The following is a 2,076-nucleotide window of genomic DNA, read 5'->3' as shown; positions in this document are numbered from 1 at the left end:
GTAGCGGGTCCGGGGGGCACGGCGAGCCGGGCGGCCTTACGCGTCATCCCGTGAGCGTCCGTCAGGTCGGCCGCCCGGCACAGCACGATCCCGTCGCGGAACCGTCCGGCCCGAGCCTCGCGTCCGCCCACAGCGCGACACGGCCCCAGGTCAGCGGCAGCGGGAAGTCCGAAATAACGTCGAGAAGACGCGGGCCTTCCACCTCGCGGCGCAGAAACCGGAACCGCCCGGCCGCTTAGAGGATCTGCACCTCGGCGACCTGCCAGCGGAGGATCTCGGCCCACGCGTCGGGGTGCCGCTCACGCTCGACCCGGACCCCGAGCCGTCGGCCAGCCTCAATCCGCCCGGGGCCTTCCGGTACCAGCTCAAGCGCTCGGGCGGCACCGAAGGCGATAGGCGCCCAACCTTCCGGCCCGACACGCGCACCGAACGGCGGCTTTAAGGCGAGCGGCCCGGGCATTTGCCGTAGGCGACGAACTGCTGGCCCTCGGCCTTGATGTCGATCCCGTCCCGCTGGCGGTCTTTATCGGTGCTGTCGACTTCCACGTCGGCCGGAATTTTGTAGGTCTGCGACGGCATAGGCTCCGGCGCCCGGTAGATGAGCGCGACATTGGGGCCCTCACCCTGGCGGACGAAAGGCGTGGGTCCGAAGACGGCCGCTCCACCTCGGCGGCGTGCTCGGTGCTGCCGGGCTGCATCAGCCCCTCCCCTAATCGCTGAAGGCGCCCGCCATCGCTGACTTAATTGAGATATAATAAAAACGCTTATACGGTAATGGTTTATCGGACGTCTTGTCGACTGACTCTGACTGAGGATAGGGATAAGATTTGATAAAAGCGCTTCGACAAGAGTAGCTTAGCTTGCGCGTATTTGGTTATTGCCCAGAATAGGCTTGTGGCAGGGGTCGTGAGACGCGTCTCACGTGCGCGCGCTCGAGGGTCCAAACAAAGCCATCTGATGGATGGTTTTATTGCTGATTTATTTAATGCTTGTACGCAGACGCCGCGGTGACTCAGCTCGTCCTGGCGCCTTTAGAGGCTGAACTCGGCTTTCGACCCGCACGCAAAGGCGCGGGGGCGGCGACATCGGGTTCAGGCACGACGAAGAAGGCCGAGACGGGCGCATCGAGGACGGCGGCCAGCGCTTCCAACGTATCGACCGTCGTGTTCTCTCGACCGCGCTCAATGCGACCGATGTAGCTCGGCTCCCGCTCTGCCAATAGGCCGAGCGCCTCCTGAGTCAGGTTTTTCTCCACCCGCAGCCGTCGCAGGTTCCAGGCAACTAGGGCGCGTGCTCTCATCGCCGCCAGAAGCGCGTCGCTTGCCGCGCAACAATCCAGGCAATATAAGTCCATAATTAGCGGATCTCGCCGCTTCGATCACGCTCATCCAGATGAGAGTTGGATCCGTGCAGATCACCACCTTCGGCTTAGTCGCCGCTGTTTCCTGCCGAAGCCTCGCTCCAGAGTCCGCAGAACGACGAACTCAAGTCGCCTTGCTGCCGGCTGCGTCCGGTGACCGCTGGCAATGGCAAGCTGCCCCATCAACGCAGTCCCAAGGCCGAGCGCATCGCATGGGTATGCGCGCGGTTCTGCCACTCGTGCTGTTCGCCGCGGCCACACCAGCTGTCGCTCAGAACTCAATCGAGATGGATCGAGCCCAGCGGCAATTTGGAGAAGCGATGAAGGACCCAACGAAGCGTCGGCTGCTGGAATGCATGGGCGTCAAAGTATACGAGGACCCTCAGCCGGTAGGGTCGCCCCCTAGTAAGGCTAAGTGCATTGCTCTCACCGATCGGCTACGTCTACCAAGACTGGAACGGTGAATAATAATTGTTTTAACCTCCGAAAACGGCGAAATAAGCGAGATTATTAGCCGTAAACGCAAGGCTGCCACAGCTGACTGGGTTAGGATTGAGGGAGCCGGGAGCCGGGAGCTGGGGGCGGCGCCGGAGGGGCCGTAGTGGGCCTAGCACTACTTTGGTAGATTGAGGGAACGCTGGAGGTTTTTGCGGATTCGCCTGCCACGGCCATGAGCGTGGGTGCTCGCGATGTCAGGTGCTGGTGGATGGCGTGAG

The 2,076-nt window shown here is 62.5% G+C and carries 2 protein-coding genes; both read right to left on the bottom strand.

The genetic code is table 11. The annotated features are described in order from the left end of the window. Positions 1–438: 438 nt before the first annotated feature. Positions 439–579: a hypothetical protein gene (locus tag FV233_RS30755; RefSeq protein WP_187278271.1), complete on the bottom strand. Its 141-nt coding sequence runs from the start codon at positions 577–579 to the stop codon at positions 439–441. A 433-nt stretch (positions 580–1,012) separates the two neighbouring features. Then, positions 1,013–1,300, bottom strand: coding sequence for a helix-turn-helix transcriptional regulator (locus FV233_RS29220; protein WP_147899615.1), 288 nt, complete (start codon positions 1,298–1,300; stop codon positions 1,013–1,015). Between the last annotated feature and the right edge of the window lie 776 nt (positions 1,301–2,076).

Source organism: Methylobacterium sp. WL7 (genome assembly GCF_008040085.1).
Taxonomy (GTDB): Bacteria; Pseudomonadota; Alphaproteobacteria; order Rhizobiales; family Beijerinckiaceae; genus Methylobacterium; species Methylobacterium mesophilicum.
This window is presented reverse-complemented; position numbering and strand designations above follow the sequence as displayed.